Origin of the sequence: Acinetobacter stercoris (assembly GCF_900323515.1) — a bacterium.
Classification (GTDB): domain Bacteria; phylum Pseudomonadota; class Gammaproteobacteria; order Pseudomonadales; family Moraxellaceae; genus Acinetobacter; species Acinetobacter stercoris.
This window is the reverse complement of sequence record NZ_OOGT01000089.1, coordinates 1-14,709: the sequence shown is the minus strand read 5'-3', so window position 1 is coordinate 14,709 and position 14,709 is coordinate 1. Positions and strand designations below refer to the sequence as shown.

General features: G+C 40.6%; 14 protein-coding genes. 4 read left to right on the top strand and 10 right to left on the bottom strand.

Features of this window, described 5'->3' with window-relative positions; genetic code table 11:
* The first annotated feature begins 147 nt into the window (after positions 1 to 147).
* The 3 genes from KPC_RS10620 (at position 148) to KPC_RS10610 (ending at position 3,909) form a co-directional block, all read left to right on the top strand.
* The gene (locus tag KPC_RS10620; protein ID WP_121974354.1) at positions 148 to 1,422 is read left to right on the top strand and encodes a tyrosine-type recombinase/integrase; all 1,275 of its coding nucleotides are present in this window, start codon (positions 148 to 150) and stop codon (positions 1,420 to 1,422) included.
* Between the two features lie 361 nt (positions 1,423 to 1,783).
* On the top strand, positions 1,784 to 3,271 hold the full coding sequence (locus KPC_RS10615; RefSeq protein WP_121974353.1) for a PAS domain-containing sensor histidine kinase: 1,488 nt from the start codon (positions 1,784 to 1,786) through the stop codon (positions 3,269 to 3,271).
* Entirely contained in the window at positions 3,262 to 3,909 is a 648-nt protein-coding gene (locus KPC_RS10610) for a response regulator transcription factor (protein ID WP_121974352.1), read from the top strand. Before KPC_RS10615 ends, KPC_RS10610 begins: the two co-directional genes overlap by 10 nt.
* A gap of 42 nt (positions 3,910 to 3,951) precedes the next feature.
* Here the strand turns inward: KPC_RS10610 and KPC_RS10605 are convergent, their stop codons facing one another.
* From KPC_RS10605 to KPC_RS10560, 10 genes are all read right to left on the bottom strand, one after another.
* Entirely contained in the window at positions 3,952 to 4,944 is a 993-nt protein-coding gene (locus KPC_RS10605) for a 2Fe-2S iron-sulfur cluster-binding protein (protein ID WP_121974351.1), read from the bottom strand.
* A gap of 5 nt (positions 4,945 to 4,949) precedes the next feature.
* Positions 4,950 to 5,270 carry a non-heme iron oxygenase ferredoxin subunit gene (locus tag KPC_RS10600; RefSeq protein WP_228212227.1) on the bottom strand — a complete coding sequence of 107 codons (321 nt, stop codon included), beginning with the start codon at positions 5,268 to 5,270 and terminating at the stop codon, positions 4,950 to 4,952.
* A gap of 8 nt (positions 5,271 to 5,278) precedes the next feature.
* Positions 5,279 to 6,049, bottom strand: a complete 771-nt coding sequence (locus KPC_RS10595) for an SDR family oxidoreductase (protein WP_121974349.1) — start codon at positions 6,047 to 6,049, stop codon at positions 5,279 to 5,281.
* On the bottom strand, positions 6,046 to 6,516 hold the full coding sequence (locus tag KPC_RS10590) for a flavin reductase family protein (protein ID WP_228212225.1): 471 nt from the start codon (positions 6,514 to 6,516) through the stop codon (positions 6,046 to 6,048). The genes KPC_RS10595 and KPC_RS10590 overlap by 4 nt, the downstream gene beginning before the upstream one ends.
* A 40-nt stretch (positions 6,517 to 6,556) precedes the next feature.
* Positions 6,557 to 7,828 (bottom strand): styrene monooxygenase/indole monooxygenase family protein, encoded by a 1,272-nt coding sequence (locus KPC_RS10585; RefSeq protein ID WP_121974347.1) that lies wholly within the window; start codon positions 7,826 to 7,828, stop codon positions 6,557 to 6,559.
* A gap of 34 nt (positions 7,829 to 7,862) precedes the next feature.
* The gene (locus KPC_RS10580; protein ID WP_121974346.1) at positions 7,863 to 8,330 is read right to left on the bottom strand and encodes a nuclear transport factor 2 family protein; all 468 of its coding nucleotides are present in this window, start codon (positions 8,328 to 8,330) and stop codon (positions 7,863 to 7,865) included.
* Between the two features lie 12 nt (positions 8,331 to 8,342).
* Complete coding sequence (locus tag KPC_RS10575; protein ID WP_121974345.1) at positions 8,343 to 8,696, bottom strand: hypothetical protein; 354 nt, start codon at positions 8,694 to 8,696, stop codon at positions 8,343 to 8,345.
* Positions 8,697 to 8,707: 11 nt separating this feature from the next.
* Complete coding sequence (locus KPC_RS10570; protein WP_121974344.1) at positions 8,708 to 9,910, bottom strand: aromatic ring-hydroxylating oxygenase subunit alpha; 1,203 nt, start codon at positions 9,908 to 9,910, stop codon at positions 8,708 to 8,710.
* 106 nt (positions 9,911 to 10,016) lie between these two features.
* Positions 10,017 to 11,351, bottom strand: a complete 1,335-nt coding sequence (locus KPC_RS10565) for an acetamidase/formamidase family protein (RefSeq protein WP_121974343.1) — start codon at positions 11,349 to 11,351, stop codon at positions 10,017 to 10,019.
* 56 nt (positions 11,352 to 11,407) lie between these two features.
* Entirely contained in the window at positions 11,408 to 12,292 is an 885-nt protein-coding gene (locus KPC_RS10560; RefSeq protein WP_121974342.1) for a SphA family protein, read from the bottom strand.
* Between the two features lie 840 nt (positions 12,293 to 13,132).
* On the opposite strand from KPC_RS10560, the gene catA reads away from it, so the two are divergent.
* Entirely contained in the window at positions 13,133 to 14,053 is a 921-nt protein-coding gene (gene catA, locus KPC_RS10555; RefSeq protein ID WP_121974341.1) for a catechol 1,2-dioxygenase, read from the top strand.
* Positions 14,054 to 14,709 lie beyond the last annotated feature (656 nt).

Below are 14,709 nucleotides of genomic sequence, written 5' to 3'. Positions count from 1 at the left end.
CGTATAACAACTATCCCAACCAGTCCAATGAAATATTATAAACACATATTTTACATATACTTAAATAATTCACCATCCTAACCTGTCTTGTCTAACCCTATTAATTCCAGTATTTTATGAGGGGTAAGTTGTGGGGTAAATAAAGACATGCCAAAAAAATCAAAGGAACTCTCTGCACTCAGTGTAGCAAAAATTAAAGCAACAGGTCGACACTCTGTAGGAGGCGTTGATGGTTTATGCCTGAACGTCGAAGGTAATTCCCGTGTCTGGATTTTACGTGCTGTGGTAGGCAAACGGTTAGATAAAGATGGGAAGCTAAGACCTCATCGCCGTGATATTGGGATTGGCCCCTACCCTGAAGTTTCTTTAGCTGAAGCTCGTGCTAAAGCCACTGAATTAAGATTACAAATACGAAATGGTATTGATCCAATTGCGTATAAACAAGAACAACTTGAGAAGTTTCATATTCAAAAAATGCGCGATAAAACATTCCGTGAATGCGCAGAAGTTGTTATTACTAATAAAACCCGTGAACTCAAAAATGAAAAACATATCGGACAATGGACATCTACATTAGAAACCTATATCTATCCAACTCTAGGTAATATTAGTATTGGTACAATTACTAAAGTTGATATTGCTGAAGTTCTTAGACCTATCTGGGCTGAGAAGAACGAAACAGCTAAACGTATTCGTGGTCGTATAGAAACCATTTTTGATTATGCTAAGGCCATGGGATATTTTGTAGGTGACAACCCTGCCGAATGGAAAGGCAATCTTGAACCCATCTTGGGGAATTTAAAGCAGGAATCACGCCCTCATCCATCGTTACCTTATGAACAGGTTTATGAATTCATTCAACATCTGAGACAGAAAATAGGAATTTCACCTAAAGCTCTAGAATTTGCAATTTTAACAGCCTGTCGTTCTGGTGAAATTTTTGGAGCTAAATGGCAGGAAATTGATTTCAAGAATAAGGTTTGGATTATTCCTAAAGAACGAATGAAAGCGGAAAAGGAACATCGAGTTCCCCTATCTAAAGAAGCCATTAATTTGCTTAAATCAATTCAACCTTATAGTCAGCCACAAGAGTTTATATTCCCTGCACCGCGTAGTGGTGAAATGCTGTCTGATATGTCATTAACCACATTAATTAAACGTATGCATGAACAGAAGTTTAAAGAAAATGGCTTAGGCTATATTGATCCTAAACAAAATCGAGTGATTACAACACATGGTTTTCGGTCTACTTTCCGTGATTGGTCAGCAGACAAAACTGATTACCCTCGTGAAGTCTGTGAACATGTCCTTGCACATAAACTGCCTGACGAAGTTGAGGCTGCATATTTACGTGGAGCTTATCTCGAAAAACGTAAAGGCTTAATGGGGGATTGGGCTGAATTTTGTGAAAATAAAACATAAATGGCATAAAATTAATCCCATTAGTGATATAGATTAAAAAATATCTCCTTCGAATTTTATGAGGGATTAAACTTATTTAATGAGAAGTTCAATCATTTAAAGTAATCCCGCTTATCTACGCAAATTTAAGTAACAATTTAGATGTAATAGAAACCTGAATAACCTCGAATTTTGCAATCACTATTCAATATTTCACATGCTTTATTACATATGTTTAAAGTATATAATCTAACCTTTCATGTCATTGCATCATACACCTCATTCATGCAATATAATATCATATAACAACAATGTTTTATCAGTCACGATAATCCATCACCTCTACCCGATCGCAGGAAGCCATCTCAGGTAAGGACATAGAATGACCAGTTTAAATTATTATCAAACCATTTTTGATAAAGCAGGCGATGCCATTTTTGTACATGATATTGGCAGTGTACAATTCATGGATGTGAACGAGGCCGCTGTTGTGCTTACAGGATATAGTAAGTCTGAACTGACTCACATGAACGTTGAAAAGATCAGTGCTTTTCATCAAGGTTTCGATTTACATCATGCACTTAAAAAAGTTCAACAAGTAGCAGCGTCTACAGATGAGGCTATTACTTTTGAATGGCTCATTGAGTCAAAAGATAAGCAACAAATACCAGTTGAAGTCTGTTTAAAGACAGTTGAAATAGAGCAACAGCCTAAACTTTTGGCTTTAGTTCGTAATATTAGTGAAATCAAAAAATATCAGTACGCACTTCAGTCTAAAGACCAATACTTTAAAATTTTATTAGAAAATTCTGCTGATGGTATTGCTATTCTAGACCCTCAAGGCAAATTATTATATGCAAGTGCCTCTTTACAGCGCATTTTGGGGTATCGTGATCGCTTTGTTTTAAACAAAAATGTGTTGAGCGTTATTCACCCAAATGACAGAACCGCAATACGCCAGACTTTGTTTAAACATCCAACGCAAATTTACGATGGTGTACTGCATTATCGTATTTTGCACCACAATGGCGAATGGCATCACCATGAAGCTAGTTTTAAAAATTTACTAAATCATCCTAATATTCAAGGAATTTTAATCAATTATCGTGATATTACGGAACGTATTCAGGCAGAGCAGATTGCCCGTACCCGAGAAAAACAACTGGGACATATGTCACGCTGTAAAACTATGGGCGAGCTTGCAACAGCTCTAGCACATGAGCTAAACCAACCCCTTGCCGCGCTCAACAACTATGTGGGCGGCAGTATTATTCGTATTCAAAATGGTCTAGCGAATACCCCTGAAACCATTGCAGCATTAAATTCAGCCTTGGATCAAACTCAACGAGTAAATCGCATTATTCATAGTATGCGGAGCTTTTTACGTAAAGGTGAAGCCAATTTCCAACATCACTCACTCAACAGCCTGATCCAAGATTTACATCCATTAATTCGGTTAAAAGCAGAACAAGGCGACTGTAAAGTTCATTACGAACTAAATGTACACCCTCTTTATATTCAGGCTGATGAAACGCTATTTAGCCAAGTCATCATTAATCTCGTTTTTAATGCAGTCGATGCCTTACAAAAAAACCCTGTCAGTCAGCGCGATGTTTACATTCGCACATGGCAATACAATCAATACGCCCGCATTGCGATTGCAGATAATGGTCCTGGTTTACAAGGACAAAATCCAGAACAACTATTTGAATCTTTTTATTCAAGTAAAAGTGACAGTATGGGCATTGGTTTAACCTTATCGCGCAGCATTATAGAAAGTCACCAAGGTTATCTTTGGGTCTGTGAAGGTGATACCGGTGCAATCTTTAATATTTCTTTGGCAGCAAAGGAGCGTGCAAAATGTATGTAGCCAATTCTGAAGTTTTAGAGCCCATTGTCTATATTATTGATGATGATCAAGATATTTGTAATTCATTAACATGGTTACTCGAATCGGTACAATTGGAAAATAAAACCTTTAACAGCGCCACTGAATTTTTAAATTATCAACGCCCGCATACCCCCGCCTGTTTGATTCTAGATATTCGTATGCGGGGCATGAGCGGTTTACAACTACAGCAACAATTAAATCAGCAGAAAATCCGTATGCCCATCATCTTTATGACGGGTCATGGCGATATTCCAATGTCTGTCAATGCCATGAAAGCAGGTGCTTTTGATTTTCTGGAGAAGCCATTTAACCCACAACATATGCTGAATCAAATTCAAGCATCATTGCAACTTGCAGAACAAAGCTTCATTGAAGAAGAAAAACGCCAACAACAAATGGTCAAACTGAACTCATTGTCTCCGCGTGAAACCGAAATTATCAATTTGATGGTCGATGGATTATCAAGTAAACACATCGCGCAGATGCTCAATATCAGTCATAAAACGGTAGAGATTCATCGCACGCATATCCGTCAAAAATTAGGGACTGAGTCGATAGCGCAAATTATTAATATGGTGTTGTTGTGTCGGGAAAAATCTATACCAGCGATGGGTTAACCATCGCTAGATTGAAAATTTTCAGCAGGATCATGATTGTTTTTAGAAGAAACGATCGAAATGTATTTGTTGTTGCGGAATCCCTGCCCGATGCGCCATCTGCTCAATCGATTGCACCATCGGCGGCGGTCCAGCGCAATATATTTCATGTTGAATCAGCTGCTCACCTAAGACTTCATTGATAACATCATGGATAAATCCTGAACGAATACCGTCTATCAGCTCCGAAGATGTCGCAGGCACATAATTCAGCCGATCACCCAGCTCCGTCCATTCACGAAGTTGGTTTTCTGTAAATAAGTCACGTTGTTCACGCCCGCCATGAAAAAACCACACTTTATGATGTTGTAAATGTGGATTTACAGCCACACCTCGTGCAATCGCAAGCATAGGCGCAAGCCCTGAACCGCCTGCTACACAAACAATCGGGCGTGGCTGCTCTTGTAAATGTGCTAAACCATAAGGTCCATCCATCTGAATTTCAGCTTGCTGACGCGATTGCTCATCAAACAGCAAATTGGTCATTTTACCCTCAGGTACACGGCGTATTTGAAATACCCAAACACCCTCATCATTGGGCAAATTTGACATGGAATAAGCACGTAATAAGGTTTGATTTACCCAAATTAAGGCGTATTGACCAGGAATAAACTGTGCAGGTTCATCTGACTGTAAATGCACTTCTAAAATATCATGTGTGACAAATTGCACATGCTTTAACGTCACCTTTTTCTTCTTTGGCAACACTTTCGGCACGCACTGTTCATCTAAACGAACTTTGATGACACAGTCAGATTTGGGACGACATTGGCATGCCAACAGCCGTCCTTTACGTTTGTCACGGTCGCTTAAACCTGGGGCATCTTCCCACAAGTTTTCCACCTCACCCGACAAAACTTCAATTTTACACGTCCCACATCCGCCTGCATTGCACTCATACGGAATACCCAACCCTTCTCGCAAACCTGCTCTGAGTAAGACATCATCTGGCGCACAATGAAAATCACTTTGACCATCAATTTGAATGTTATACATTGGCCTTACTCCACTAAGTAAACTTGATCTTCACGTACAATGGATGGATAGGTTTTCAGTGCAATCGTACACGGCGCGCCGCAAGGCTCGCCTGTTTTAATATCAAAAGCGCCTGCATGGAAAGGACATTCCACTTCACAACCATCAATCTCACCATCAGCCAACGAAGCATCACCATGGGTACAGGTGTCATCTGTCACATAAAACTCACCATCGTCTAAATGGAAAACCGCCAAGGGCGGATAACCCTCAATAATGACCTGTAAACCCTCACCTTGTGCCACATCAGAAGTTAAGCATAAGAATTTTTCTGCCACATTGCTCATTTTGATATTCATTGGCTTAACTCCTCAATCGGTGACTCTGTCGCTTCAGGACCTAAAATGTGATAGCCGCCATCTGCATGAATCACACTGCCCGTCAACAACTTGGCTTTCGGGCTGCACAGTAAACTCAAAGCCTGAGCCACTTCCTCAGCATCTGCAATACGACCCAATACATGAAAACGTCCTGCCACACGATCAGTTTTGGCACGATCGCCTCCCGAGATCATTTGCATGGGCACAGACCAAGTCCATCCTAAAGATAAAGCATGTACTCGAATTCCATCTTGAGCCAAATCTAATGCCATACTCTTTGTCAGTTGCTCTAAGGTCGCTTTTGAAGCGGGATAGACCCAACGCTCTTTTTGCGCAATACGTGCACTGACACTGCTGATGTTAATGACTGCACCATCCTCACTGCTTTGCAGCAAAGGACGGCAAGCCTGAACCAAGGCAGCATGACCAAACACCGTCACATTAAAAGTATTTTGCCAATCTTGACGGGTCGATTGAGAACCGTGATCTTCGTATAAACATGCCAAATTTATTACTATATCCAACTGCGTCAGCTTTTGGCTCAATGCACGAATACTGTCATCATTGGCAAGATCAAGGTATTCGTAGCGCGCTTGAGTGGCTCGCGCAACAAGCTGACCCTGTGTTTGGTTAATGTCAGCAATAATGACTTCTGCACCCAAACTTTTCAGCTCTTGTACAACGGCTTGCCCGATATGTGTTGCTCCACCCGTCACCAAGACCACTTTTTGCTTTAAGTCTGTCATGAAACCTCCTTATACTCAGGCCATTCATTGAACTGACCTTTGCAGAACAACAGCGGACGTTGGTTACTGTGGCGACAGTGTTCAATTTTACCTATAAAAATTTGATGATCCCCAGCGGCAATTTGCTGCTCACGCTTACAGATAAATTGCACCACACAATCTTCTAAAACAGGTGCTTTGTGGTCGTGGAGCTTCCAAGTGCCATGCTGAAATTTATCCGCAATGGGTTTCGCAAAGTTCAAACCAATCTCTTGTTGCTGTGATGCCAATATGTTTATGGCAAAATATTCAGCCGATTCAAATACTTCACGGCTTGGTGAATGATTAACTAAACTCCATAACACCAAAGCTGGATCTAAAGACACCGAACTAAATGAGTTAATGGTTAAGCCTATAGGCTGTTGGTTTTGGTCTAGACAGGTCACAATCGCGACCCCTGTGGCAAATCTGCCGAAAGCTTGACGCAACGATTTTGCCTCAGCCAAATCAACGTCCTGCCACAATCGTTCAAGCAGCTGCATGTTGGAACTCCTTGCGTGAGAGATATTCTTTTGCACCTGCTTCACCATCGACTGCAGGCCAAAAACCACGCGGATTGTTAAAGTGCCCCATAAAATCATCTGCAATCACTTGATTTTGAGATGCCGCACCTAACACTTGTAGAAGACTTTCACTCGGCGGATTGAGCAATAAATTAGTAAAATCAGTGGTATATCGACCTGATTCATTCCAAAATTGTTCAAACACGTTTTGCATCCAATCTGCACTAAATGCCTGATCACCATGTGCTAAAATCGCTTGAAGATAATGCTCAACCATACGTGTTGCATTGTTCGCACCTTGACCTGCAATTGGGTCATTGACAATCACCGTGTCACCAATGCCCCAAATTTTCGCGCCATTTGCTAAGGTCGCAACAGGATCACGCACTTCAGGACGGAATGCACCTTTTAACCACGCATTTGGATCACTCAGCTCCATGTTATCGGCCATACGGAAACTTTGATCAGGCGTTACTTTTGCAACGGCTTCTTTCATGCGTTGCATCATTTCTTCGCCATTGCTGACATCATCAAAAATATCCATTGGACCATTAGGCACACATTCAAACAAAAAGCTGCGGCATGGACCATGCGTATGACTATAAAACGGCATACTGAAGTATTCGCCCGCACCTGCGACAAAGTTAAAATGTAAGGTTTGTGAAGGTTGACCTTGCCAGCTCTGTGGACCACACAAGTCATCACCCACCACCAAAGCTGCAGCCAATTTTCGTGGCGGTGTTTGATGTACTGAACGTGACTCATTACGTTTAAACAAACTGGTGATGTTGCCCTTGCCTGCCGCTAAAATCGTGAGATCATTCTCTGCTGCAATCTGCTCTAAATCTTCAGGACTGACATTTTGCAGCACTAACTTGCCGCCACGGCGTGGATATTCTTCTAACCAACGCTGATATTTGGTCCGTTGATCCATCGCAATGCCTTTGTTCTCATGCAAGAAGCCTGTTAATGGCAATGCAATTGAGCCATCTGGACCACGAAAATCGACATGTATCGCTTGACCGTGATGTGCTTTTCCATCCCAAAAATTCAACCCAAGTTTACGTTCAAACTCTAAGGTATTTGCGAAGAACATGGTTGTACTGACCATACGACCATGTAAAAGCTCATCCGCAGGACGATCTACATATAAAGTGACATCATATTTGTTTTCAAGTAACGAAAACGCCAATAATAAACCTGCTTGCCCACCACCAATAATTGCGATTTTTCTCATTTTAAATTCCTTTTTGGCTGTACTGATGCCATGTCTATATGTCTGTGTTTGGAAAAGGTTGATTGAAGGTTAAATTCAATTCGACATGTTCAAACTTCCATTCGCCTTCATCATTAAGCCGTATTTCAGTTTTATAAAATCCACCTAAACAACTGGTTTTGGCTGTCTGACCCGTTGTCGCTAAGTTACAGACTTCCCATAGCATCCAAGTTGCTTCAGCATGATGTTGATCAAGTACTGCAATATCGGGCATTGCCATAATATGCAGACTCCACAGCACTTGTGCTTCTGCAATACTCGACAATCCTTTTAAAATATTGTCCCGCCCTTGATATGCTCCAAAGCCATTGGCACACCACACCGCATCATCATGAAAAAGATGCTGCAAAATGGCTGGATTGTTGCGTTGATCGGCCGCTGTCGCATAACGGCCGATCAGGCTACGAATCGCCTCACAGGCCTCCAGAGCATTTAAACGCTGTTCTAGATTGTGTTGGCTCATCTTGAGATCCTTTTAAACGTTGACTACGTTGCCTGTTTCATAAATGAAACGCTTTTCTGCAAAGGCATAGGGCACACCGACTGAACCTTTATACAGCTCAATATGTGGTGCAACTTCTGCAAAACTCAGACTTAGCCAATACAACTTGTGCAATTCTTCAGGCAAGGTCCCCAATGCATATTGGTCAAGCGCTGCAAGCAATTTGCGCATTTCAGGTAAAATTGCATCATAGAATGTTTGTAACTCAGCTTTAGTCGAATCTAACCGCGCTTCGTGACGTTGCTTTCCTGTACCTAATGCCCATTTCGCCACAAAGGGTTCTAGGGTGGCAAAGTCAGCGGGCAATTGTGAAATGATGTTTGACATGTGCATGCTCCTTATGCGCGATTCAGATATTGTTCAAGAACGTGATAACCATGACGAATCAAGATTTCTTCATCTTGTAAATGCATGACTTTTTTGGCTTTAGACTCAAGCGCTTCTTGCGTATCTTCCATCGTCGCTGTGTCTTCTAACCATGCATTGCGCTGTAAGATTTGTGCAAATTCTTGTGCCCAACGCTCAGAATAGGTTTTCGCTTTAGGAATGTAATAACGCCCTTCCCAACGCGTTTGATTGTGACCCACAGGCCAAAATTGATGGGTAAACCACACGCCTTCAGTCACATGCACCAAAATATTTGGGAAAATCACAGACAGTTCAAATGAGAAGTCATCACGGTCATTTGGATTGACAGATTTAGGTAATTGCACACGTTCATAATGATTCACCAACGATGCACCCGAAATTTCACCCGAAAGTGCCGCAGCAGGTTTTGGATTGGCATTTTTGGTTAAACACACCGCACATGTACGGTGATCGCCAAACAACTGAACTTCTTGCAAACCAGAAGCAAAGACATTTGGGAATGAACCTGCATGAATCGTTGCAACGTGATATGCCTCAGCAAAAGCATCGTGTGCCACTTTCCAGTTACAGTTCAATAAAGTGTTATAGGCAAAACATTCTTCCATTTCATGGAATGGATAACTGCCTAAGTGTTTGCCCATATCACCCAAGAACTCTTCTACAGACTGAGTGCCTTCGTTATCAAGGTTAACGAAAATAAACCCCTCCCATACTTGGGTACGCACAGGTGCTAAACCGTTATGACCTTTGTCAAAACAAGAGGTAAATTTCTCTTCTTCAGGCACATTAACCAGATCACCTTTGGCATCGTACACCCAACCATGAAAACGGCAGGTTACGACTGCGGCTTTATTTGAACCAAAAGTTTCATTGTCTGTTTCGACAACCACTTTGTTACCGCGGTGCGAACAAATATTGTGAAAACCACGAATTTCATCATCTTTGCCGTGCATTAAAATCACTGAGGTTTTAGCAAAGTCTAAACGCTTGACTTTGTAGTCGCCTTTTTTCGGAATTTCTTCCACACGACCCACTTTTAACCACACTTTCGAAAAAACTTTTTCAATTTCTTCTTGATATATTTCTGGTGAAATACACGGTTCTGTTGGAATAGGCTCAATCCCAAGTTCTGGATATAAATCGCCCCAACGAAGCTTTGCATTACTGTTCATATGACATTCCTGTTCAAGTTTTTTAGACACATAGATGTGACGGTTCTATTTCCTCAAGCTGCTGCAATGATCACGATCCTGCACACAGCCCAAGGTATGCATTACGTTAAAGTTGATAATGTTCGCGGACTAAATCTGCGATGCCGAGTTTGGCTAAAATAGGCATTGGGCAAAGAAAAGTTGCGCGCACCATGCCAGGTAAACGGCTGATTTCGATCGATCCTGTGATCGTGCAGCGGTTCATGACTTCGTCATAACTTAAACCTGTGGTTTTTGCAGCGCGGTTTAGGGCATTCTCAGTGGCATCGTTCAAGTTTTTCCCAGTACCCATAAAGGTAATTGGGCCACTTTCTTCAATCTCGGTTTGCCCCCAACGTTCACCAAGCGCTTTGACTTTTTCACGTTGTTCTTTGCTAAAAGGACGTGCCATAGGCGGTAAGTCATCCCAAGCTTGTAAAAGAATCGGACCATCAATGCTTAAACCTTTAATCACTTCAACTTGCAGCTCGGTTTCACCTGAAACATCGGTTGCATGACCTGCAATTTCACCATTGCCTTGTTGAGCATGCATATCTCCCATGTACACACCTGCACCCGGGACTTTGACAGGACAAATCAAAATACAGCCAGGACGAATCGAATTGGTGTCCATGTGACCATCGGTTTTTGCAGCAATCAGCTCTTCTTCCGTCATGCCAAATTTGTGTGGTGCATCAATCAGATACTGACCAAAGTCATGACAGTTATGAGAGTCAGGCAAGTCACGAGATGGCGTAGTCCCAATATTGCCAAGGAATGGGCGCATATGGGCTGCAACACCAGGCATATCTGCACGTGCAAGCGATAAAATAGAATGTTGTGCTGCATGTTCAGGCAGTGCTGCAAGTTCATTGGCATTGCCTGCAAGTTTGTTGGCAATCTCTTGATTAACCGTCAAACTCACTTTATTTTCTTCATCAAGAACAATCACATAACCATGTGAGAAACGAAATGCGCTGACTTCCGCACCACAATTTTTACAGTGAATAGCATCATCACCAATGCCTTCTACATAACTTGCTGGTTGTTCTGTACCGCATGCTTCGCAGTATTTCGCAACAAAGGGGTCACCCTTATAACGCCCTTCCACAAATTGCATGACCCCTGAAGAGGTTGCAATGGATGTCACTTTCATCTGTTTAATTTTTAGGGCAACGGCATCGCCCACTTCTGCACCTTCAATCGCCACAGGAAGCGTGACTTCATGCCCGCCTTGAAATGCAGGTGTAATCATTGGACCCCAACAGCCTGGCGGTGTACCTGTTTTTAAAGTCCCGCCATTTTTTAAAGGACCAAGCATGCGTTGACTTGGACCCACAATCCCGCCTGAATATTCATTCACAACTAAATAATCAACAGCACTTACACTGCCAGTTGCATATTCTTGATGTTCTATTTTCATAAATTCACCTCTGTATGCTTGCGCTTATATTTGGATTTCAATGTGTTCAAAATCATTTAAAAAGGAATGGTGATATCTATTGCAAACTTCTGACCTTCAGGTCGGTTTTCAACGTCAAACTCTTTTTGATATTTCGCTGCGATGGCATAACCTTGTGGGAACTGATAGCGAACTTGGGGACCAACACTCGCTGCTTTGGCTTTAAAATCACCTAAAATTGCACCTTCTCCTGAGTCACCCTCTAGCTGACGATGAACATAACCACCAACACCTACAGCCAAAGGCCCCATGTGTTTTGCAACTAAGTAGTCCACATGCAAGGCATTACCAGACGTATAGTTGGTGTCTTTATTTTCAAAATTAATGTCGTACATCCATTTGGTACTGACTTCTATACCTTGCTTGTTGAGGTAGGTTGTCGAAACAATCGGTTGAATGGTGTAGTAGTTTCGTCCAATGTTCGCGAGACGATCCTTGTTGTAAGAACCCACAGGAATATAGAAATCAACACCTGTAGCAACATGCCAATCTCCTTTATGCCAACCCAATAAAAATGGATCGATAATCACATCGCCCATCGCTATGTGGTCATCTTGATGACCCCCTAGGGTTAAATCTGCGTTGGCATAAACAAGAAAAGCGTGCATCCCCCACGTGGCACCTAAAAATGTTTTGTCACTGACATAAACACCACGTGCCACCGTTGCAAAAGTATCGATTTTAAAATCATCAAAAACAGGATGATCATTTTTAAATTTGTCTGCGTTGTAATATTGGTTATAACTTACGAGATACATACCTGGTGGAGGCATTGCCCCCCCAAAAAAGCTTTCTGTTCCATCAGGATAAGCACTTCCACCATTCTCAGCTGCAATCGCTAAAGTTGCTCCACTGCATAGAAATGTGGTCATCGCCACAGATATTAGATATTTCCCTATCATTTACCACACCCTTTTTATTGCTCAAGTCCTTGTTGACGCTGTGTAAGATCGTCTAGCGCATGACTTAATTTAGTCGTGAAAGGTGGCATGGAAATATAAGGATGAATCTATGTTGAGTTAAGAATTTTTCTTGTAGAAATATTTAATTTTGCTTAAATGCATAAATATTTACTATAAATAAAATATCAATTTGCTCTTATTCATATAGGTAAAATCCCCTATAAATTGTGACTAAATTTGGTCACAAAAATACTATTTGAAACATTTCTTCTGTAATTTTCTTTTTCTTGTTTTTGTACTCTGTACCTAGTTAGTCTAGTTAACCTAAAAATTTCATTTTATCGTAATAGATTGCTTCAGGCTTAAATGGCTTTACCAAACTAATTACACTAAGCTTTGTTGCAAAATATATATGACTTTCATTGATAGAGGTATCTATCACTTTAACCCTAATCAAATTTTTTAATAGAATCTTCTCTGTTTCGAATACGGTTTTAATACGACCCAATAATTATAGGCACATAGCTGCTTTGAGCCAGATTTCGTATCGACAAGGAAATTGACTATATGTTTCTACATCTAAAAAAGGCATCAAGTTTATATACCTTTTAAGTATATAAAAATACTATTTTCAGTCTATTCAAAGGTATTACCTTAGATTAGGGTATAAAAAAGACATTGCAGAAGCGAAAAAATGATTGAAAACAAACGCCATAATGTTTTCAAACTCAAAATCAGTTCACACCATGTTGAACAAATTTTTGGAGCAAGGAAGTGAGCTAAATGCTCTATAGCAAGCCCGGCCCCACAGCAACTTTTTCATACTTAAGGAGAATATGTATGAATCGTCAAGAGATTGATCAATTAGTAAAAAAAATGAACGTAGATACAGCAACAGGTCCTGTTGATACACGTATTCAACAGATTGTTGTTCGTTTAGTCGGCGATTTGTTCCAAGCGATTGAAGATTTGGATATTTCACAAACTGAATTGTGGAAAGGTTTGGAGTATTTTACTGATGCAGGTCAAACCAATGAACTTGGCCTACTTGCAGCTGGCTTAGGTCTTGAACACTATTTAGATCTACGGGCAGACGAAGCAGATGCTAAGGCAGGAATTACAGGTGGGACACCTCGCACCATTGAAGGGCCTTTATATGTGGCTGGTGCTCCTGAGTCAGTAGGTTTTGCCCGTATGGATGATGGCTCAGAGTCAGATAAAGTTGACACTTTGTTTATCGAAGGTCAAGTTACTGATATTGAAGGCCAGCCTATTGAAGGTGCTAAAGTTGAAGTTTGGCATGCCAACAACTTAGGTAATTATTCATTCTTTGATAAGTCTCAATCTGACTTTAACTTACGCCGTACCATCATCTCGAATGCTAATGGTCAGTATGTTGCTCAAACCACAATGCCTGTCGGTTATGGTTGTCCACCAGAAGGTACAACTCAAGCATTATTAAATAAACTTGGTCGTCATGGTAATCGCCCTTCTCATGTGCATTACTTTGTCTCTGCGCCGGGTTATCGCAAATTAACGACTCAATTTAATATTGAAGGTGACCAATATCTTTGGGATGACTTTGCATTCGCAACTCGTGATGGTCTTGTAGCAACTGCTATTGATGTGAATGACACTGCTGAAATTGTACGTCGTGGTGTAGACAAACCATTTAAACACATCACATTCAATGTGGAACTAGTGAAGGATAAAGAGCAAGCACCTTCAACTGAAGTTGAGCGTCGTCGTGCCAGTGCATAATTAAAAATGCTGTGAGACTGCATCAGTTTCACAGCATTTTTTATGGCATAATTATTTATTAAAATATTTATGCATATCAATTTTTGCAAATACACATAAGGTTAATCACATAATTGATTATCAAATCAATGGCAAATTTTTTATTTTTTAAACAATACTCTTTCTGATATATGCTATCTTCACCCTATTAGATCTCTAATTACCACCTCGGCTTTTAGCAGCTAAACTCTCTCTGCATATATATTGACCTTATTCCAAATTTGATAAACATAAAACCATAATAGCAGATTCAGCTGTTTTTTACTAAAAATTAAAGTTACAAATTGGCGGCACATAACAATATTCAGGTTTATACAACTATAAGACATATCACATGTGTCAGTAAAAATATGAAATCCTTCGCATTACCTGATTTGATCACATCAAAATCATAGCTACCATGCCACATAAGAACAACTCTAAAATTTTATTCAATTACAAATCAGACAATATCTATCAACAACACAGATTTGATTAATTAGCTTATTACCATTCAACAAAATCAATCACTCACACGTTGCGACTAGACCCTTCATACAGAAAAAATTACAACTCAAAATTTAAAACATACTCGGCATGACATTATACTGTCAAAAAATTAATAATATGTACTAATT

What these genes read in the sequence shown, in the direction of transcription:
- KPC_RS10605 (WP_121974351.1), bottom strand. Translation starts at nt 4,944, where the DNA reads ATGTATAACATTCAAATTGATGGTCAAAGTGATTTTCATTGTGCGCCA.
- KPC_RS10575 (WP_121974345.1), bottom strand. Translation starts at nt 8,696, where the DNA reads ATGTCAAACATCATTTCACAATTGCCCGCTGACTTTGCCACCCTAGAA.
- KPC_RS10595 (WP_121974349.1), bottom strand. Translation starts at nt 6,049, where the DNA reads ATGACAGACTTAAAGCAAAAAGTGGTCTTGGTGACGGGTGGAGCAACA.
- KPC_RS10585 (WP_121974347.1), bottom strand. Translation starts at nt 7,828, where the DNA reads ATGAGAAAAATCGCAATTATTGGTGGTGGGCAAGCAGGTTTATTATTG.
- KPC_RS10600 (WP_228212227.1), bottom strand. Translation starts at nt 5,270, where the DNA reads ATGAGCAATGTGGCAGAAAAATTCTTATGCTTAACTTCTGATGTGGCA.
- KPC_RS10610 (WP_121974352.1), top strand. Translation starts at nt 3,262, where the DNA reads ATGTATGTAGCCAATTCTGAAGTTTTAGAGCCCATTGTCTATATTATT.
- KPC_RS10615 (WP_121974353.1), top strand. Translation starts at nt 1,784, where the DNA reads ATGACCAGTTTAAATTATTATCAAACCATTTTTGATAAAGCAGGCGAT.
- KPC_RS10570 (WP_121974344.1), bottom strand. Translation starts at nt 9,910, where the DNA reads ATGAACAGTAATGCAAAGCTTCGTTGGGGCGATTTATATCCAGAACTT.
- KPC_RS10620 (WP_121974354.1), top strand. Translation starts at nt 148, where the DNA reads ATGCCAAAAAAATCAAAGGAACTCTCTGCACTCAGTGTAGCAAAAATT.
- catA (WP_121974341.1), top strand. Translation starts at nt 13,133, where the DNA reads ATGAATCGTCAAGAGATTGATCAATTAGTAAAAAAAATGAACGTAGAT.
- KPC_RS10580 (WP_121974346.1), bottom strand. Translation starts at nt 8,330, where the DNA reads ATGAGCCAACACAATCTAGAACAGCGTTTAAATGCTCTGGAGGCCTGT.
- KPC_RS10560 (WP_121974342.1), bottom strand. Translation starts at nt 12,292, where the DNA reads ATGATAGGGAAATATCTAATATCTGTGGCGATGACCACATTTCTATGC.
- KPC_RS10565 (WP_121974343.1), bottom strand. Translation starts at nt 11,351, where the DNA reads ATGAAAATAGAACATCAAGAATATGCAACTGGCAGTGTAAGTGCTGTT.